This window comes from Agrobacterium sp. O3.4 (assembly GCF_041414895.1).
Classification (GTDB): Bacteria; Pseudomonadota; Alphaproteobacteria; order Rhizobiales; family Rhizobiaceae; genus Agrobacterium; species Agrobacterium cucumeris.
This window is the reverse complement of the sequence record NZ_JALPZP010000002.1, coordinates 158,537-177,081: the sequence shown is the minus strand read 5'-3', so window position 1 is coordinate 177,081 and position 18,545 is coordinate 158,537. Positions and strand designations below refer to the sequence as shown.

General features: G+C 57.8%; 18 protein-coding genes and 3 pseudogenes. 10 read left to right on the top strand and 11 right to left on the bottom strand.

Annotated elements, in window-relative coordinates; genetic code table 11:
* Positions 1–14: 14 nt before the first annotated feature.
* From M0412_RS13505 to M0412_RS13495, 3 genes are all read left to right on the top strand, one after another.
* Positions 15–1,187, top strand: a complete 1,173-nt coding sequence (locus M0412_RS13505) for a Gfo/Idh/MocA family protein (protein ID WP_269698944.1) — start codon at positions 15–17, stop codon at positions 1,185–1,187.
* A gap of 82 nt (positions 1,188–1,269) precedes the next feature.
* Positions 1,270–2,211 (top strand): sugar phosphate isomerase/epimerase, encoded by a 942-nt coding sequence (locus M0412_RS13500; RefSeq protein ID WP_269698943.1) that lies wholly within the window; start codon positions 1,270–1,272, stop codon positions 2,209–2,211.
* 56 nt (positions 2,212–2,267) lie between these two features.
* On the top strand, positions 2,268–3,197 hold the full coding sequence (locus tag M0412_RS13495) for a sugar phosphate isomerase/epimerase (protein WP_269698942.1): 930 nt from the start codon (positions 2,268–2,270) through the stop codon (positions 3,195–3,197).
* A gap of 157 nt (positions 3,198–3,354) precedes the next feature.
* Here M0412_RS13495 and M0412_RS13490 read toward each other — a convergent pair whose 3' ends face one another.
* Complete coding sequence (locus M0412_RS13490; protein WP_269699532.1) at positions 3,355–3,738, bottom strand: hypothetical protein; 384 nt, start codon at positions 3,736–3,738, stop codon at positions 3,355–3,357.
* Between M0412_RS13490 and M0412_RS13485 the strand changes: the two genes are divergently transcribed.
* On the top strand, positions 3,628–4,560 hold the full coding sequence (locus tag M0412_RS13485) for an agmatine/peptidylarginine deiminase (protein ID WP_269698941.1): 933 nt from the start codon (positions 3,628–3,630) through the stop codon (positions 4,558–4,560). The two genes, M0412_RS13490 and M0412_RS13485, sit on opposite strands and share 111 nt — an antisense overlap.
* Before the next feature lie 123 nt (positions 4,561–4,683).
* On the opposite strand, the gene M0412_RS13480 is transcribed toward M0412_RS13485, so the two are convergent.
* Positions 4,684–5,046, bottom strand: a complete 363-nt coding sequence (locus M0412_RS13480) for a hypothetical protein (protein ID WP_269699520.1) — start codon at positions 5,044–5,046, stop codon at positions 4,684–4,686.
* Positions 5,047–5,363: 317 nt separating this feature from the next.
* Between M0412_RS13480 and M0412_RS13475 the strand changes: the two are divergent.
* Positions 5,364–5,647, top strand: a pseudogene (locus M0412_RS13475) (hypothetical protein); the annotation flags it as partial.
* Positions 5,648–5,888: 241 nt separating this feature from the next.
* Here M0412_RS13475 and M0412_RS13470 read toward each other — a convergent pair.
* Together M0412_RS13470 and M0412_RS13465 are read right to left on the bottom strand one after the other, a co-directional pair.
* Positions 5,889–6,263 (bottom strand): VOC family protein, encoded by a 375-nt coding sequence (locus M0412_RS13470; RefSeq protein ID WP_269698940.1) that lies wholly within the window; start codon positions 6,261–6,263, stop codon positions 5,889–5,891.
* A 39-nt stretch (positions 6,264–6,302) separates the two neighbouring features.
* Positions 6,303–7,109 (bottom strand): helix-turn-helix domain-containing protein, encoded by an 807-nt coding sequence (locus tag M0412_RS13465; RefSeq protein ID WP_269698939.1) that lies wholly within the window; start codon positions 7,107–7,109, stop codon positions 6,303–6,305.
* Positions 7,110–7,541: 432 nt separating this feature from the next.
* Between M0412_RS13465 and M0412_RS13460 the strand changes: the two genes are divergently transcribed.
* The 3 genes from M0412_RS13460 to M0412_RS13450 are packed head-to-tail and all read left to right on the top strand — an operon-like array spanning position 7,542 to position 10,653.
* Positions 7,542–9,572, top strand: coding sequence for an FUSC family protein (locus M0412_RS13460; protein ID WP_269698938.1), 2,031 nt, complete (start codon positions 7,542–7,544; stop codon positions 9,570–9,572).
* Entirely contained in the window at positions 9,569–9,778 is a 210-nt protein-coding gene (locus M0412_RS13455) for a DUF1656 domain-containing protein (protein ID WP_080843179.1), read from the top strand. Before M0412_RS13460 ends, M0412_RS13455 begins: the two co-directional genes overlap by 4 nt.
* Positions 9,775–10,653 (top strand): HlyD family secretion protein, encoded by an 879-nt coding sequence (locus M0412_RS13450; RefSeq protein WP_269698937.1) that lies wholly within the window; start codon positions 9,775–9,777, stop codon positions 10,651–10,653. Before M0412_RS13455 ends, M0412_RS13450 begins: the two co-directional genes overlap by 4 nt.
* Before the next feature lie 307 nt (positions 10,654–10,960).
* On the opposite strand, the gene M0412_RS13445 is transcribed toward M0412_RS13450, so the two are convergent.
* Positions 10,961–11,665 carry an anti-sigma factor domain-containing protein gene (locus M0412_RS13445; protein WP_142841631.1) on the bottom strand — a complete coding sequence of 235 codons (705 nt, stop codon included), beginning with the start codon at positions 11,663–11,665 and terminating at the stop codon, positions 10,961–10,963.
* Positions 11,662–12,207, bottom strand: coding sequence for a sigma-70 family RNA polymerase sigma factor (locus tag M0412_RS13440; RefSeq protein WP_269699519.1), 546 nt, complete (start codon positions 12,205–12,207; stop codon positions 11,662–11,664). Before M0412_RS13440 ends, M0412_RS13445 begins: the two co-directional genes overlap by 4 nt.
* 203 nt (positions 12,208–12,410) lie before the next feature.
* On the opposite strand from M0412_RS13440, the gene M0412_RS13435 reads away from it, so the two are divergent.
* Positions 12,411–13,199 (top strand): DUF4394 domain-containing protein, encoded by a 789-nt coding sequence (locus tag M0412_RS13435; protein WP_142841632.1) that lies wholly within the window; start codon positions 12,411–12,413, stop codon positions 13,197–13,199.
* 101 nt (positions 13,200–13,300) lie between these two features.
* On the opposite strand, the pseudogene M0412_RS13430 reads toward M0412_RS13435, so the two are convergent.
* The 5 genes and pseudogenes from M0412_RS13430 to M0412_RS13410 all read right to left on the bottom strand — a co-directional run.
* Positions 13,301–13,435: pseudogene (locus M0412_RS13430) on the bottom strand (fasciclin domain-containing protein); the annotation flags it as partial.
* A gap of 37 nt (positions 13,436–13,472) precedes the next feature.
* Positions 13,473–13,889 (bottom strand): DoxX family protein, encoded by a 417-nt coding sequence (locus tag M0412_RS13425; protein ID WP_142841633.1) that lies wholly within the window; start codon positions 13,887–13,889, stop codon positions 13,473–13,475.
* Positions 13,873–14,880, bottom strand: a complete 1,008-nt coding sequence (locus M0412_RS13420; RefSeq protein WP_371338234.1) for an alpha/beta fold hydrolase — start codon at positions 14,878–14,880, stop codon at positions 13,873–13,875. The genes M0412_RS13425 and M0412_RS13420 overlap by 17 nt, the downstream gene beginning before the upstream one ends.
* A 3-nt stretch (positions 14,881–14,883) precedes the next feature.
* A pseudogene (locus M0412_RS13415) lies at positions 14,884–15,036 on the bottom strand (anti-sigma factor); the annotation flags it as partial.
* Between the two features lie 550 nt (positions 15,037–15,586).
* The gene (locus M0412_RS13410) at positions 15,587–16,231 is read right to left on the bottom strand and encodes a TetR/AcrR family transcriptional regulator (RefSeq protein WP_237681412.1); all 645 of its coding nucleotides are present in this window, start codon (positions 16,229–16,231) and stop codon (positions 15,587–15,589) included.
* Between the two features lie 163 nt (positions 16,232–16,394).
* On the opposite strand from M0412_RS13410, the gene M0412_RS13405 reads away from it, so the two are divergent.
* Positions 16,395–18,542 carry a TonB-dependent siderophore receptor gene (locus M0412_RS13405; RefSeq protein WP_142841636.1) on the top strand — a complete coding sequence of 716 codons (2,148 nt, stop codon included), beginning with the start codon at positions 16,395–16,397 and terminating at the stop codon, positions 18,540–18,542.
* Positions 18,543–18,545: the final 3 nt, after the last annotated feature.

Genomic DNA, 18,545 nt, shown 5'->3' with positions numbered 1-18,545 from the left:
GAAAGACGACTGACATGATCAACGGAGAAAGACTGATTTCGCGCCCGATGCGCTGGGCCATGGTGGGCGGCGGACGCACGGGACAGGTGGGCTACAAGCACCGCACGGGCGCCCTGCGCGACGGCAATTACCAGCTCGTCGCCGGCGCATTCGACCTCGATGCCGAAAGAGGCCGTGACTTCGGCGTCAATCTCGGCGTTGCGGCGGAACGCTGCTATGCGGATTACAAGGCGCTGATTGCCGGCGAAACGACACGCGAAGACGGTGTTGACGTCGTCTCCATCGCCACCCCCAATTTTACCCATTACGAAATCACCAAAGCCTGCCTTGAGGCCGGGCTGCATGTCATCTGCGAAAAACCGTTATTCTTCACCGTGGCGGAATGTGACGAGGTGGCACGGCTGGCCGAACAGAAGGGCCTGATCGTCGGCGTTACCTATGGTTTTACCGGGCACCCGCTCGTCCACCAGATGGCGGCCATGGTCAAGAAGGGAATGCTGGGCGACATCCGCATCGTCGACCTGCAATATACCCACGGCTTCAACGCCGGTGACGATGTGGACGCGGGCGAGGCCGTCAAATGGCGCACCAATCCCCGCACCGCCGGCCCGACCTTCGTGCTGGGCGATATCGGCACGCATCTTTATTATCTCTCGGAAGTCGTGCTGCCGCATATGAAGGTGGAACGCCTGCTCTGCGACCGCAAGGCTTTCATCCCCACCCGCGCGCCGCTGGAGGACCATGCCACCGTTCTGATGCATTACGACAATGGCGCACGCGGTCGCCTCTGGGTCTCCTCCGTCAATGCCGGCAATATGGGATCGCAGCGTTACCGTTTCGTCGGCTCCAAAGCCTCGCTCGAATGGTCAGATTCTCATCCCGACCAGCTGATCTACGAGGTTCAGGGCGAACCCGGCCGCATCCTGCATCACGGCATGCCCTATCTCGAACAGGAAAGCCTCGCCATCGACCGCATGGGCGCGCTGCATACCGAAGGTCTCGGTGACAGCTGGTCGAACATCTATCTCTGGATTGCCCAGGCGATCGATGCGGCAAATCGTGGTGACAGGGTTTTTCTGAAGACCCACCATTATCCCGGCATCACGGCTGGCACCGAAGGCGTTCGCTGGCTGGAAAACTGTGTCCGCTCGGCCGATGCCGACGCCGCCTGGGTCGATTTCGCATAACCAGTTTGGGGGCGCGCCGGACCACTCTCCCGTCCTCCTCCTCATCAAGCGCGTCCCCATGCCTCTTTCGAAAGATGAAACGATGAAACTCGCAATTTGTACTGATGTCATGGCAAACCTGCCCTTCACCGATATGCTCGACAAATGTGTCGCGCTCGGCGTCGAGGGCATCGAGATGACCGGCGGCGGCTGGTCCAGCGGCCCGCATTTCCGCGCGGACGAACTTCTGGCGGACAGGGGGCTGCTCAAATCCAAGCTGAAGGAAATCGAGGCCCGCGGCCTCGAAATCGCCGCGCTGAATTGCTCCGCCAATCCGCTCGATCCCGGCGACATGGGTAAGCGCCACCTTAAGGAGATGCAGGACACCATCCGGCTGGCCGGAGAGATCGGCGTGACCAAGATCGTCACAATGTCCGGCCTGCCGGAGGCAGCGCCCGGCGATACGGTGCCGAACTGGCTCGTCTACACCAAGAGCTGGCCGACCGAGATGCCGGAGCGCGACCGTTATCAATGGGAAGACCGCGCCTTCCCGCTCTGGCATGGGCTCGTGAAGCTCGCCAAGGAAGCCGGCGTCGAGAAATATGCACTCGAGAATTTCTCGGCCATGCTCGTCTGGAACCCGGAAACCCTGTTCCGCCTGCGCAACGAGGTTGGCCCGGCGGTGGGCATGAATCTCGATCCCTCGCACCTGATGTGGATGGGTGCCGATCCCATTGCCTCTGCCCGGGCACTCGGCGGCGCGATCCACCATTGCCATGGCAAGGACACCCGCATCGAGCGCGGGGTAGCGGATGTGAACGGCCTCCTGGAGCTGAAAGAAGTGACTGATGTAGCCAACCGCAGCTGGAACTATGTGGCTGTCGGCGCCGGCCGCGACCTGCAATGGTGGAAGGAGTTTTTCTCCGTCGTGCGCATGGCCGGCTACAATGGCTGGGTGAGCCTCGAAATGGAGGATTTCACCATGTCCACCGAGGCGGGCATCCAGTCCTCCATCGACGCCCTGCAAGCGACCATCAGCCGCTGAGACGAGCTCCCGGGCCGCAGAATGCGGCCCGGGACCAATCGCACTACGAGGATGCCATGACCAACCCGATCACCATCACCACCGCTCCCTGCTGCTGGGGCGTCGATGACGTCAAAAACCCCCATCTGCCCCATTGGGAAAAGGTGCTGGATGAGGCGAAGGCCGCCGGTTTCGGCGGTCTGGAACTTGGCCCTTATGGCTATCTGCCGCTTGATCTCAAGCGCGTTTCACAGGCGCTGGACGAGCGTGGCCTGAAGATCGTTGCCGGCACGATCTTTGACGATCTGGTCTCACCTGACAACCGCGACAACCTGCTGCGCCAGACCGACGAGATCTGCGCATTGATCACCCGCCTGCCGAAGCCGGAAACCCATACCGGCCAGCGTTTTCCCGCGCCCTATCTGACGGTGATGGACTGGGGCCATGATGAGCGGGACTATGCCGCCGGCCATTCCGACCGCGCACCACGCCTCGATGAAGCCGCGTGGCGGGGGATGGTCGAAAACATACGCGCCATCTCAACGCTTGCCCGTGACACCTATGGCGTGCGCGCCACCATCCATCCCCATGCTGGCGGCTATATCGAATTTGCCGACGAGTTGCAGCAGATCATTAAGGACATTCCCGCCGATCTTGCGGGCTTATGCCTCGATACCGGCCATATGGCCTATTCCGGCATGGACCCCGTCGCCACGCTTCGCCGTTATTGGGACCGCGTCGACTATATTCATTTCAAGGATATCGACGCCGCGGTTTTCAAGGAGGTGATGGCAGAACACATCCGCTTCTTCGACGCCTGCGCCAAGGGCGTGATGTGCCCGATCGGCCGCGGCTCTATCGATTACCCAGCGATCCGCAGCCTTCTAACTGAACTCGGTTACGGCGGTTACATCACTATCGAGCAGGAACGCGACCCGCGTAATGCCGGCAGCATTCTGAACGATCTGGCGGCCAGCAGGGCGTTTCTTGCCAAAAGCGGTTTCTGAACCGAACGGAGTAAAACCGTGACGCCCCGCGAGAGGCCGAGCCAATCGCGATCGAAATAATGGTCATTTCCGGCACATAAGAATCCTTCAGCCTGAAAACCCATGCTTTTATCCGTCACATCCATGTAAAAGCCACATTGGAATATGAGCAGAAGTTTCAGAACGATTTAGCTTTGTTGACAGCAGCTTTGGGCAAATCCAAGATGCGCACCCATAAGCTGAAGCATCGTTTTCTTTGCGTTTTCATGGTGATACGATGATGACCCGCCGCCAGACACTGCTTTTTGCCGCTGCTGCCACCGCTGGCCTTTCGGCCTCGTCCCATCAGGGCCGGACGGCAGGCCCATCGGCCCGTGCCGCCGGATTTTGGTATCCTGAGGAAACCGAACCGCATGAACGCACTTTCATGCAGTGGCCGGTGAACCCCGCCGTGCATGACGATCCCGATTTCCTTGATGACCTTCAAAAAACCATCGCGAAAATCGCCAATACCATTTCGGAGTTCGAGCCAGTCGTGATGCTGGCCGCGGCGCAGTACCATGGCGCGATCCGCAAACAGGTGTCGCGCAACGTCGAATTATGGGACATCCCGACCGATGATCTGTGGTGCCGCGATTCCGGGCCGTCCTTTGTTGTAGATGGCAAGGGCGGGCTCGCCATCACGCAGTTCAACTTCAACGGCTGGGGCAACAAGCAAACCCACAATGCCGATGGAAAGATTGCCGCGCGGATAGCCGAACGTATGGGCCTTCCGATTTTTGATGCAGGGCTGGTGGGCGAGGCTGGAGGGGTGGAAACCGACGGCCACGGTACGTTGATCGCCCATGAAAGCAGCTTCATCAATGCCAATCGCAACCGCGGCGACAAGGCAGAAATCGAACGGCTTCTCCTCGACACGATGGGCGCACGCAAGATGGTGTGGGCACCCGGAATCATCGGAGCTGACATCACCGATTACCACATCGATGCGCTCGCCCGTTTCGTCAAGCCGGGGCAACTGCTGATCCAGATGGGAGACAAGATCGACCACGACGAACCGTGGTCGGTGGCAGCCTTCGAAACCCATGATATTCTGGCCGCAGCCACCGATGCCGAAGGCCGCAAGCTGGATATGATCATCTTGCCGGAACCCTACGACATTCGTGTCGACAGCGCCGATTTCGTATCTTCCTATGTCAATTATTATGTCTGCAACGGTGCGGTCATCGCCGCCGAATTCGGCGATCGGGAGGCCGACGAACGAGCCGCAGCGATTCTTGGCAGGCTTTATCCCGGCCGGGAGATCATCACGTTAAATATCGACCCGGTAGGTGAGGTAGGCGGCGGCATTCATTGCGCCACCCACGAGCAGCCCAAGGTCTGATCACGTGGGGCTTTGACGGCTAGATGTGCGGGAGATCGAAACCGGCACGAAAATGGCGTCGAAGACTGAAATGACCTCGACGCCACTCGACCAATCCACTGGCAAGAACCGCCACTACGACCTTCAGGCTTCGACAGGCTCGTGAACATCATCCAGAAGAAAATGCACGGTCACATAACGTGTCGTGTATTTCTGGCCGCTATCAGACACGCTTTCGACGCTGCCACCGTCGGAGGGGTGCCATTTCTGGTAATGAGGGTTGTTGGCAATCAGCGTGATCGCCTTGCCCGAAAGCCGGCCGCTCAACCGATAACGAGCCTCTGCCAGGGGCCAAATCTTCTCAAAATCCTGTTGGCTGATACGGGCTTTCAAGGCCTTCCGGGATATCGTTTCCCCGGACGAACCATCTTTGTGCTCCATCGGTGGAATATGCAGGTCAACCTCTTCCGCACCATCAAGCAGAAAGGCAAATTCATCTGGCCACATCCGTCTCACGTATCGCTCCTCCCAAAGCCTACCACCTTACAACACGATTATGATAACGCCTCCGCCGCGAGAGGCAATGGCGGATATGAACCTGCGCGTGCCAGCCTTCCCCCTATTCTTCCAGGTCGATGCCGCATGATCTCCAGATTATTATGAAAGATCACGCATCGGATGCCCTCGCATGGCATCGATCTTCACTAAGGGGGACGGCGCATGCTCCCATCAGCGACTTCATATAGTGCGGGGTATGGCCATAGCCATTTCCGCCATCAGTTTCAAATGAACGGAGTTCATAAATTACGGAGAAACCTTGCCTGTCCAATCATCGGACGCACAATGAGCTGAACAACCGAATTGAAAACTCCCACCGGCAGACCCGAAAGTGCGAGAAGATCACGGGTCGGTTCAAACACCGCTTCAGGCACAGCGCTTCCTCTCGGCCCACGATCAAATCAACACGATCTTCCGCCCCCGCCGCTTACACTCTACCCGCCATTTCATACCGCACGCCCAGGCTGATGCGTTCAGCCTGTGGGCTGAGTATGCCGCTGAAATGACAGTCCGAAACTGGCGACACCGCGCCGCTGGCACCCAACGCTAATCAACGTGGCAATTCCGATTCAAGATGCCTCCGCGAGAACGTAGTCTCCAGCTTTTGAAGGGACCTGAACTTACCACACTCAGATGAACACTATCATTATCTGGACCAGGGATTGATCACCTTCAGCCCTGCAGCCTCAAAAATGGCTTGTGTCACGAGTTGCGATCACTAGGGCGTTTGCTGCGGCTGTGGCCAATGTAACCCTCCTGTCCTTGATCACCAGGGGCGACTCACAGCGACCTCATTTCAGCTGATGCGTCCGCGCGGAAAGTTTGTTTCCGTCGGGGTCGCGAAGATATGCGACGAACGCGCCGTTCGGACGTTCCGTGGGCGGGCTCTCGATTGCCATGCCGCCATGTGCCACACCAGCGGCATGCCATGCCACGACATGGTCGGGGGTCGCCGCCGCAATACCGATCGTTCCACCATTGGCAGCGGTCGCCGGCTTCCCGTCGATCGGTTTCGTTATCATCAACCGCCCTCCTTCATGCGCGTAGATCAGTCGACCTCTCGCATCCATCTCGCCGGGCTTACCCCCCAGGGCAACAAAGGTCGCATCGTAAAATTTTCTGGATCGTTCCAGGTCGTTACTGCCGATCATGACGTGGGTGAACATGCTTTATCTCCTCTCAGGTGATAGCTGAATTTCATGATGCTATCGCTCGAAGTTACCTAAATATCTGGCTGGCGATGTGCCGAGTGCTTTCTTGAACATGGTGATAAATGCAGACACGGATTCATATCCAAGGTCGCCCGAAACCTGCTGAACTGTCGACCCGGCCGCAAGACTGCGGATTGCGATGATCAATTGCAGCTGCTGTCGCCAACGACCGAATGTGAGGCCGGTCTGGTGCTGGACGAGACGTGCGAGCGAATTCTCACTCATCCCGACCCGCCTTGCCCATAGCGCCATCGTACTGCGATCGGCGGGATCGTCGGCCAGCTCCGATGCAATTCGCACAAGCCGGGGCTCATCTGTAAGCGGGAGATGAAGATGCTCTATCGGCATCCGCGGCAATGCCGACAGAAGCAATGTTGCCATGAGTTCTGAATCTGCGGTCACTGCTGCGGGCTGATTAGCCATCTCAATGATAAGTTCCCGGATGAGCGGGGATAGAGACAGTGTGCAGCACCGGTCCGGCAGATCGGCGGCGCCCGGCTCGATGAACAGAAAAAACAAACGGGCGTTGGCGGTTGCCACGTTGCTATGCGGCATGCCGCCTGGAACCCAGACGCCGCAATGGGGCGGCACCATCCACATCCCGCTTGGAACGCGACATGTCACGCCGCCCCGTGAAGCCATGACAAGCTGCCCTTTTTGGTGGCGGTGTTCAGGTGCCTCCCGTTCGTTCTGAGATACGTCGATCCTCACAGCGTGCACTCGCGCCGCGGACTTTTCTAGTTCGTGGTCGCCCAGGGCTGCTGAAAGGGATAAGGACGGATGGTGGAATTTAGTCATCATTTGAGAGGATATCTAAATTCATCAACAGGCTTTGTCGATAGAGTCATCCCAGATAATTCGGAGAATGACGATGTCAGTGCAACATCATGAGCCTGGATACTGGTCTGATATCTTTCAGACAGAAATTCGATTGCCTCAGACGTGCGATTCCAAGCATTGCATCATGCTTTCAGACAGCGTGGGGCGCAGGGTCAGCCGCATAGCTATCGCACAAATGGCCGTGAAAGCCTTCCTTGAGAGAGTTGGCGTTTGGTTTGCCCGCCGATCACGGACACCGTCGGTCGTTTCAAGCGCTGATCTGTCTGATGCTTATATGCATGCATGCTTAGCGACGCCGTTTTTTTGCTACGCCTCGCCTGAACTCTACGGACTGACCACCTCCATGGGTGACAGAGGCACGACGCAGATCGACGCTCACGCGGTAGATGACTTATGAGCGTTCGAACCTTTGTCACCCCCGGGAACGTGATCTTTTCATTGAAGACATTCCTGGCAGCAATGCTTGCTTATTACATCGCGATACGGTTCGATCTGCCGCGACCGTTTTGGGCCGTTTCAACCGTCTACATCGTTGCTCATCCCCTCTCGGGCGCCATCTCATCAAAATCGTTCTATCGACTGCTAGGAACGCTGATCGGGGGCGGCGCGACCATCATCATGGTCCCAAATCTCGTGAACTCACCCGCACTGCTTTCCGCAGCGATTATCTTGTGGGTGTCGGGATGCACGTTCATCAGCCTTCTTGATCGCACACCCCGCAGCTATGTTTCCCTGCTGGCCGGATACACCGTGCTTCTCGCAGGATTGCCACTTGTCACGGCGCCGGCAAGCACGTTTGACACTGTCGTTGCGCGGGTCGAGGAGATCGGACTTGCGATCCTGTGTGCCTCGATCGTGAGCCACGTTGTTTTTCCAGTCCATGTCGGCACTGCACTGCTGGGGCGGATCGATGCTTGGATGGCAAGGGCGCAGGCGCTCCTTGCGGCAACTGCAACCGCCAAGCCGGATCAAGCCCGAAACAGAGCGGAACGATACGCCTTGGCGGCAGAAGCGGCGGACCTGCGGTCGTTCACAGTTCACCTTCGATATGACGGATCGAGATATCGATCTGCCGTTTCGCTTGTGAGGTCACTGCAGCACCGCATGGTCGCCATTCTTCCGTTGTTGAGCGAACTCGAGGATCAGCGAAGGGCATTGGCCAGGCGCGATACTCCGGGCACGGAGCAGGCCATGTCGATGATTACGGCGATCGGATCATCATCATTAAGCTCCCCGGAATTCTTCGGGATCAAAACCGATGCGCCAGCCTCTTTCGAAGCGCCTCGAACATGGGAAGTGCTTCTTCTTGCCAATGTTTCGCGGAACTTGCGGAATATTGCTCAAATTTCTCATGAGTATCAGTCGCTTCGAGACGCTTTGAAGGAAGAGAATGCAACGAGGGCAGTTGGTCGCTTCGCGTCTCGGGAAAAAATCCCAGCCCAGCACGCTGACATCGCCATGGCGTTGCTTTCGGCACTGACGGTTGCGATCTGCCTCACCACATCAATCACCTTCTGGATCGCCAGCACGTGGCCCGATGGCATGGCATTTGCCCAGATTTCCGGCGTACTTTGCTGCCTTCTGGCGACGATGGACGATCCGGTGCCAGCCATGCGCAAATTCGCGTATGTCACCCTCTGGTCGGTCATCGCTGCGTCCGTCTATGCCTTCGCGATCCTTCCGCTGATCGATGGTTTTGTGCCGCTTGTCGCTGCACTAGGCCTCTTCCTGATACCTGCAGGGATTTGCCTTGCCGTGCCTTCGCTTGCGATCGTCGGCATGGGCCTTTGTATAAACTTTCCACTTCTTCTTACTCTTCAGGCACATCAGAGCAGCGACTTCATAATGTTTGCAAACTCGGGTACCGCGACTGTTCTTGGGATGGTCTGGGCGATCGTGGTGTGCGGCATCTTTCGATCTGTGAGAGCAGAGACGAATGCCAGGAGGCTTTTCTCAGTGACACAGGCGCATGTTGCCGGGATCGCGGCGGGCCAGCATGCCGACGCGCATGTCACGCGCCATCACGTCATCGACGTGGCAGGCATGTTTGCAGTCAGGGCGGCGAAACTACCCGCCACCTCCGGCGCCTCCGATGCCGACCTGATGAGGGACCTGCGCGCGGGGCTGCACATAACGGCAATGCAGGTGCGTTCGGATGAAGCCTCGATACCTGTTTGTCTCAGGGCCGAAGTCATCTTCTCGGCGTTGGAGCTCTTGTATCGGATTACACCCGCCAAGCGTGGTGAGGCCATGGAGCGTGCACTTGGTATGCTGGACGCCTTTATGCTTTCAACCGCGGGCCTTTCCTTAACGGACGCCGACACGGAACTCATGGTGCACGCGGCCGCTCTTCGTCTGTGCCTTGCACCGGAGACGGATCCTCCGGTTTCGACAACGTCTCCATCGAATAGGAATGCCAGGTGACCGGACAATTCGATCTCTATGGTGTCTTCCTGCCTTGGTTATCCGCGCTCGCGGTGTGTGCATACGGTCTGCTCCGGGTACTCATACCGGTGTTCGGCAGGCTGGGGCTTTATTCAGCGGTGTGGCATCGCTCGCTGTTCAACCTCGCGCTTTATATCACCCTCCTTGGCGTGCTTTCCGCTATTCTCAACTGGTTGCAGACATGACAAATTTTACCATCACCTTGGGCAGAGCCCTGTTGACCTTATCCATGGTATGTTGCGCAGCGGTACTAAGCTGGCACCTGTGGTCTTTCTACATGGAAGCGCCGTGGACACGCGACGCTCATATCCGGGCAGATATCGTTCGTCTGGCACCAGATGTGTCGGGGGCCGTCACGGAGGTTTTGGTATCCGACAACGCTCAAGTCGAAAAAGGGATGCCCCTGTTTCGGATCGAAGCAGACCGTTTCGAACTCTCGCTGCGCCAGGCAGAGGCCCAAGTGCGGAGCAGTAAGGCCGCAGCGGATCTGGCTAAGATCGAATTCGAACGATATCAACTGCTCGCTTCTAAAGAAGCCGCCAGCCTCAAGGAACGGCAGCATGCAGAAAGCCTGCGGTACCAGGCAGACGCCGCTTATCAATCGGCACTCGTCGCCCTTGATCTGGCGAAGCTGAACCTTGACCGGACAACCGTGAAAGCGCCAGTCTCAGGCAAAATCACGAATTTCCCTTTACGTCGGGGCACCTATGTCTCCGTCGGAAATGCGGTCGGCGTGTTAGTAGAAAGTGACGCCATCTACGTTGCGGGGTACTTTGAAGAAACAAAACTCCCGCGGATCCACGTCGGAGATCGCGTGAAGATCGAGATCATGGGAGAACAGCAACCGATTATCGGCCATGTCGCAGGTGTTGCCGCCGGGATTGAGGATCGCGAGCGAAGCGATACTGCAGGTTCGCTCGCTAGCGTTGCTCCAACATTTTCATGGGTCCGTCTGGCCCAGAGGATTCCGGTGCGGATTGAGATCGACCATGTTCCAAAGTCGGTCAACCTGATTGCGGGGAGGACCGCAACAGTCTCTGTTGAACCGAGGGGCAACTGAGGCGTAAAACCATCCCCTGCGTCGGAATGCGTAGATCGAGGTGCGCGCGCGTCCCAGCGTTTTCGTGATCCCGATCTGTCAAGAAGAGACTTGCGGACCCGTCGGCGCCCCATTTATCGTACGTCTCCCTCTCCGCAGGAGGATATAGCGAGGGGCCCCACACATCTCATTGCCTGATTTTTAGCCCGTCCAACCTGAACCCCAATGCCCAGTAGCCTGCAAGGATTCAGAGCCGGGCCGAGCGAACCTTCTGGCGTGCTATGAACATCGGAACAAGCTCTCATTTCCCGGCTGGCTGAGCTCGCCGTTATCGCGGCATCCTTGCCAGTCCCTTAGCGAGGATCGGTCCGGTCGGTCGCCCCGTCGGAGATCCACCCGTCTGCTCAAGTGTGATCTCATAGAGCTGATCATTTCTTGGTGATGGCAAGACCGGACTATCGAGACGTGCGGAGCGCGCACCTTCGATGAGGCCGAGGGAAACTGGCCCCATCTCCCGGGATGGCAGGGTCCAGACCTGGATCGTCTTGTCCCCGGGGATGTTGAAATCGGCCAGCATACGGATCGTCGCCTGCTCGTTGCCGAAATCCTCGACGACCGCCTGCACCTCCCCAGCATCATTGATCAGAACCGCGACGACAAGCGGTTCCACCGTCCGGGTCAGGCTGTAAGCGAGACCAATCGCGAGTAGAAAGGTGGCGGCGATGGCCGAGATCGCAGCCATTCGCCAACCGTTTCTACGGTTGTCATTGGCGTTTGAGATCAGAGGCATAACAGCGGCTTGATCCTGGACCGGCAAGGCCGCTTCGATGCGCTGCCAAAGCTGCTCGGTGACGGTAGCAGGTGCCACGCTCATGTCGAGAGGCAGGAAGCGCTCGCGGCTGGCAGCAATTGCGGCGCGCAGTTCAGCATCGCGTTCCATGGCAACCTCAACCTCGTCAACATCCGCGGCCTCTATCAGGCCCAGGACATATTCATCGGCAATGGCAGGGATATCCTTGCGATCGTAGGTCATGCCATGCACTCCCGGAGAGCTGCAAGGCCACGCCTGATCCAGGATTTGGTCGTACCGAGCGGAATGCGCAGCCTCCCGGCGATCTCGCCATGCGAGTAGCCGCCGATATAGGCCATAAGAATGCCGCTCCGTTTGCTCTCGTCGAGTCCGCCGAGGCAATCATAGAGCCGCGAACTGCGGTCCAGCCTGTGCCACGCCGCCAAGACCTCATCCGCCTGCTCGCTGTCGCGCAGGGCCTCCACTTCCTCGACGGTGTGCTCACGCTTTCCGTCCCGCAGGAGATTAAGTGCCCGGTTGCGGACGATGGCATAGATCCAGCCTCGGGCAGAGCCGCGATCGGCCCTATACTGATGCGCATGGGTCCAGATCCGGATGAAGGCGTCCTGCACCACCTCTTCGGCAAGCTCACGACGCCGGACAATGCGCTCGGCGACCGCGATCAGGCGTCCCGCCTCCCGATCAAAGATCAGGCGCAGAGCGTTGCGATCACCCTTGGCGCAGGCAGCGAGTGCCGTATCGAGATCATCCGGCTTAGAGCCCATCAGCATCAATACCTTCTCCCAACACCGACGAAGAAGACTGTCGGCTTTGAAAGCTATACCCGCCGGATCGACGAATGGATGCAAGTCGAAATTATTTTTTCGCAGGCTGCATCCAAACGGCATGGCTCGCGTGTCTTCAGTTCAGGAAGCGTCGAGAGCCGAGCGCTACACGACTTCCGAACGGTTCAACACGGGAGAAAGACATGAAGATCATTCGTTTCGCACTGATTGCCTCCTCTGCTTCCATCGCAGTGGCATCAACCGCATTCGCTGCCCCCGTCCTCGGCCTGAGCGGCGACAGGACGCTCGTCATCTTTGATACGGAGAAACCGGCGGTGACGAAAAAGATGGACGTGACTGGCGTCGACAAGCTTGTCGGCATCGACTTCCGCCCCGGCAACAAGACGGTGATCGGCGTCACCCCGGATCATCGCATCGTCTCGATCAATCTCGAAACGGGCGCCGCCACCGACGTCGCCAGAATGGACAAGATGCTGACCATGACGCAAGCCCCTGTCGTGGTCGACTTCAACCCGATGGCCGATCGGCTGCGCTTCATGACCGGAACGACCAACCATCGCGTCCACCCGGATACTGGCGCTGTGACGGTTGACGGTGTGCTCGCCTTCGAGGAGGGCGACATGCACAAGGGCGAGACCCCGAACATCGTCGCTGCTGCCTATACCAACTCCGTCGGCAAGCCTGAAAAGACCGCCATGTATAATATCGATGCCACGATCGGCGCGCTGATCCAGCAGACCAAGCCGAATGACGGCACGCTGAAAGCAATCGGCAAGCTCGGCCTTAAAGACAAGCCTGCGGCCTATGCCTTTGATATTCAGGGTATGGCGGACGGCAAGAACGTGGCCTATCTCGCCGCATCCAAGACGCTCTACACGGTCAACCTCGAAACTGGAGCGGCAACCGAAGTCGGCCCGATCACAGGGCTCGACAACGAAGTGCGCGACATCGCCGTTCTGCCGAACATGTAATTCGGCAGACGTTTAACGATGAAAACTGAAAAGGCCGGCGACCTCAAATGTCGCCGGCCTTTCTGATGACGGAATGGTCCCGGACTACATCTTGCGCAGAAAACTTTGTCGATGACATGGATGACGCCGTTGGATTGTTTAATGTCGGCGATCGCCGTGTGCGCAACACCACCCATCTCGTTGGTGAGCGTGATCGTGCCCATGCATTCCCTGGCCTTCAGGATGCATCCGCCGACGATGAAACTTTGCGAATTTCGTCAGACGATATCAAGGCTATTTTTCGCCACGCCCGAATGGCCAGACGACGATGTTTCCCGCGAAGAGCGCCAACCACACCAAGTAAGGCTGCAAAGGCAACCGGATGAGATGGTAGGACCATTGCCATGGCGAAACAGTCGCTGCACCAAGGCTGTCGATGGCACGCTTGATATTGGCCGGGAAGACGCAGATTGCATAGAGCGCCAGGCCAATGCCGGCAGCTTTCCGCAGCCTTGGCACCAGAATTCCGACCGCACCGGCAATCTCGCACAGACCAGTCAGGAAAATAGCGGCCTCCGGCTCAGGAACCCAGGCAGGCGTGATACCGAGGAAGGGTTTGGGCAGGACGATATGAAGAATGCCCGCGAGACCATAGAAGCTGGATAATCCCCACTGGCACCGCCGCTGCCAGACATCAATCCTTGCCGTCACGTGCTATCCTCTGCTCGACATCCCTTTTTATGGCATTGAGGTTCGACTTGCGGCCCGCAACCGTCTCGATCGCTGCGATTGCCAGATCACTCGCGACGAAATCCGACTTGTGCCCGAGATTGTGCACGACGATCAGACGAGCACCACGAATATCGCGGGCGAGATGAAGGGAGTGGACCTCAGGGGAGACGATATTATCAGTATCGCCAGTAATGATGACTGTCGGCACTTTGATTTTGCGGTAATTCACGGAAGCCGCTCTGGCCCAGTCGCTCAAAGCCGCAACCTCTCTCGCATTGTGCCGAAATGCGAGCGGCCGCAGTGCTTGCAGGGCACGTGTCTTGTCGATGTAGCCGGCAGGAACCGGGTTCGGGGCAAAAACGCCTTTCGTGGCACGATCAATCGCCATAAGCCCGACAGCTGGCACGATAAGGGTGCTGAATAAAGTGCCTGTGACCGGGGCGCTGGCAGCGTCGTAGTACCAGGCGATCCCACCATTCCATGAGTAGACCGCCGGAGACAGGAAGACGAGGCCCGAGACCATGTCAGGATGGCGCACGGCGAAGGACGCGGCAATTGCTCCCCCGAAGGAATGACCGACAATAATAGCGCGGTTGATACCGCGCTTCTGCATGAGGACGGCAATGGAGTCGGCTTGACCGTCGGGCAAAATGTTCTGCTCACCACCGACGTCGGAATTACCGTGACCCGGGCGATCGAGGAACAAAAGCTTGGCCCGCTCCTGCAGCTTTGTCCGAAACGAGAAAATCGGATCGTAAAGGCTGGCGCTGGCACCATGAATGAAAACGATTGGTGGCAAGTCTGGATTCCGACCAGGCTCAAGCAGGACACTATTAAGTTTGAACCCACCGACATCGATACGGACTGGCTGATCGTCCCGCTTTGGCGCAGCAACCGCTTTAGAAACAATCAACGCGAAGCAGCCCATCATCAGAAGCGCAGCGATCAGGCAAAGAGTTCGATCCGGCATATCCTAGAGCTGCCTCGCGGTTCCACTGGCAAAGATCGGACCTGTCGGAAGGCCAGTCGACAACCCTCCGAACGGCTCAAGGCTGACGGCAAGCGCCGCACCCACGCTAATGGTCTGGCGCAGGTCAGCTGGAATGAGCAGCTCACCCTCTGCATCCGCCTACTCCACCTCAGAATTAACAGACTGAAACTTTTATCGGAGTTCCAGTCCGGGGCAAGGGGTGTACGGCTGTGTCACCATTTCTATTCGGCTCTCGGGATATGGAGGCACCGTTTCAAAAGCGGGCGTTCCCCGATTGGATTGCGGCCCGCAAGCTGTGGGCAAGACGACGCAGCTCTCAGGGTTGGGCTCTTGAAGGAATTCAGACCCGCGACCCGTCGTGGCCAAATTTCCTTTTTTCGAGATATTTTAGAGTAGATGAAATTTGCCCCGCCAGCATAGTTGATTTGAAACCGAGACCGGACTGACCCTTGCCAAAGTCCAAGCTGAGGTAGCAGCCTTTTCGACAGGACTAAGAAGAGGCAGTTCCCGATCTCATTCGTGTCATTCACAGCTGGATCGTGACATTAAGAAGTAACAATGAGCGCAGAAAAAACGGATCGCCGGCTTTGCGACGGTTGCGACGGAACGCTCCCTGAACCCTAGGACGACCTTTGCGATTTCAGTTGCCACAGCTTTCCATGGAATGATGGAAATGACCCTGCTGTTAGCCGTCTGCCGATATTCCTCTGTAGAGCCAGTTCCAGGTCCTGTCGAAATACAGGTCGACAGACTGTCTTGTATCAAATTCGGCGCTGCCCATCATCGCGGATGAGGTGGGCATTGCAACAAGACAGTGAATGAGATGGCTGGCGATCAGGCTCACATCCCCGGTCGCAACCACGCCCGCATCCTGCGCTGTCTGCACGGCATCGACGAGCCGGTTCATGATCGGATCGGGCTGCGGCGGGATCGGTCTTTTCTTTTCGAACACGACCGCTTCACTGAAGGTTATACGCTTCAGCGCAATGAGGTCCGGCTCCATGTTGATATGCAGCAATTCGCGCATCAGGGCCCGCAGGCGTTGAAGAGCGTTGCCCTGTGCCATCGGCAAGTCTCTCAGCCGTGCCACCGCTCGGGCGTGAGCATGTTCCACCACGGCTTCGAACAGGGCGACTTTCGAGGGAAAGCGGCGATAAACAGTATCCTTGCCTGCCCCGCACTGCGAAGCGACCTGTTCCATTGAAGTGCCGGCAAAGCCGCGCGTCGCAAAAAGCGTGGTCGCAGCGTCGATTATCCGCTCGGCCGCGGCGTTCTGTTCCGCCTTCAAGGGCCGACCTACCCGCGCTGTGGCGTTTGTTTTTTCCGACACCAGATTTCCTCCGCACTTGCCCGTGCCCGGCCTGTTTGAAGACGTCGAACAGGATTGCCAACATAAAAGTTGACCAACGCCTTCATATTAACTGGACAGGACGGTCCCGTTTGATTTATGCACTCTAGCAGATTTCCCAAGCTTCGACCATGGGGGCGAATTCGTGAAGCAAGGTCTTTCCTTTAAAAACATTCTGACAGCCACAACCTTTCTGGTGGCGACCCATGCCCTGGCGCAGGAGCAGGGCACACAGTTGGAAACAATCGTCGTGCAGGGCAATGGTGGGGCAGCCGGGACCTCCGCTGCGATTGTCGCCAAGTCCACTCGGTCGGCAACCAAGACCGGAACACCTTTAGCCGAAACGCCGCAATCCGTTACCGTGATAACGCGCAAGCAGATCGACGACCAGAACCCGCAGACGGTCGGTGAAGCGCTGCGTTATACAGCCGGTGTGTTGTCTGATCGGGACTCGAATTCGCGTTACGATTCCGTGTTTCTTCGCGGCTTCGGCGCATTTGGCACGGCGACCAATTATGTGAATTATCTGGATGGTTTGAAACTTCAACGTGGTCAGGCCTTTGCAACACCCTCCATTGATCCTTTTCTCCTTGAGCGCATCGACGTCCTGAAGGGGCCGGCAGCACTTCTTTATGGCCAGGTGAGCCCCGGCGGCCTTGTCAATCAGGTCAGCCGCAAGCCATCGAGCGTGCCGTCAAACGAGGCAAGACTTGAAGTCGGGACCGATGGAAGGGTGCAAAGCGGTCTTTATTCCACCGGCCCCATCGCCACGGATGGAACATGGCAATATGGTATCGGCATTGTTGGCCGTTCCTCCGGCACACGCTATGACGATGTGGATGAAAAGCGTCTCGGCATTGCGCCATCCCTCAAGTGGCAGCCGGACGAGGATACCTCGCTCGTTGTTTCCGGTTATTATCAGCGCGATCCGGAAGGCGGCTATTTCAACTCGCTTTATCCGAAGTTTCTGGCGCCCGCAGGTTATGCCGGTTTCCTCAGTCGGGACCTCAATGTCGGGGATCCCAACTACGACGCGTTCAGGCGCACCCAGTATGGTGCCGGTTACGAGTTCGAGCACAGGTTCGATGACCAGGTGACCATCCGCTCCAACTTCCGATATTCCGGCGTGGATACCGATATGCGTTCGCTCCAGATGAACGGGCCAATGTCCGCGACGGGTATTATTCCCCGCTGGGCTGTCCATTCCATCGAGGACGCCGAAGGCTTTTCCTTCGACAACCAGGCTGAATTCAAGTTCGAAACCGGCGCCATCGGTCATACGCTTCTTGCCGGCCTCGACATTCAGCGCTCAAGCAGCAGCTGGGAATATCTGCTGGGTGGCGCGACGCCGCTTGATGTGGCCAATCCCGTCTACGGCCGACCGGTCGGCCCGTTCATGACGGCGGTCGACAATGATCAGTCGCTTCGCCAGACAGGCATCTATCTCCAGGATCAGATCGAGATCGGCGGGCTGCGCGGTGTTTTCGGGGTGCGGCACGACTGGGCCCGTCAGGACACTGACAATCTCCTTGCCGGAACATCGTTGAAACGATCTGACAGCGCAACAAGCTATCGCGCCGGCCTGCTTTACCTTTTCGATAACGGCATTGCGCCTTATGTCAGTTATTCCACCTCGTTCGAACCTTCCACCAGCGTTGGTGCCAATGGCAGTCCGTTCAAGCCGACGGAAGCGCAGCAATATGAGGTGGGCGTCAAATACCAGCCCTCGGGGCTGGACGCCATGTTCACGCTCTCCACTTTCGATATTCGCCAGCAGAATGTGGTCTATTACAACGCCTCATCAGGCTTCAATGAACAACAGGGCGAGATCCACTCCCGCGGGCTGGAGTTCGAGGCGAGGGGGAACCTCACCAGCAATCTCGAACTTATCGCTGCGGTTTCCCTGCTCGACACGGAAGTTTCCGAATCCGGTATCACATCGATCATAGGCAACCGCCCGCAGGCCGTGCCGCGCTACTATGGTTCGCTCTGGGCGAACTACACCGTCGATTCCGGTGCGCTGGAGGGCTTAAGCGTCGGCGGCGGGATGCGTTTCGTCGGCTCCAGCTATAGTAACGACACCAATACGGTGAAAGCCGATGGCTATACCCTGCTTGACGCCGCACTTCGTTATGATTTTGGAGCAACGAACCCGAAACTCAAGGGGCTGCAGGCGACACTGAACGTCACCAACCTGCTCGACAAGGACTATTACTCCTCCTGCAGTTCCGAATATTATTGCCAATACGGCAACGGCCGCACGGTGCTCGCCGGCCTCAGATACAAATGGTGATGT